This is a genomic window from Staphylococcus intermedius NCTC 11048, from assembly GCF_002902385.1.
Taxonomy (GTDB): Bacteria; Bacillota; Bacilli; order Staphylococcales; family Staphylococcaceae; genus Staphylococcus; species Staphylococcus intermedius.
Map to the genome: position 1 here is coordinate 1 of NZ_PPQH01000170.1, position 230 is coordinate 230.

Genomic DNA, 230 nt, shown 5'->3' on the forward strand with positions numbered 1-230 from the left:
TCTTCATAGACGAATGCCTCTTCATCAATGTACGGATCATATTGTTGTGTAAATATAGGATTAGTTGAATAAACAGTTCTACATTCAATATTTTTACGTCTTAGGTTTTTAGCTACTTCTTGCATTTTGTTAACCCAACGAATTTCAAATTCTTCGGGCGTTTCGTAATCATTATTACATTGCTCTTCGATTTGCTTAATTTCATATGTTTTAAATTCATTGATGGTGCT

The 230-nt window shown here is 31.3% G+C and carries 1 protein-coding gene; it reads right to left on the reverse strand.

The features are described 5' to 3' along the window. On the reverse strand, positions 1-230 hold a 230-nt coding region (locus CD138_RS14485), incomplete at both ends, for a hypothetical protein (RefSeq protein WP_180991073.1).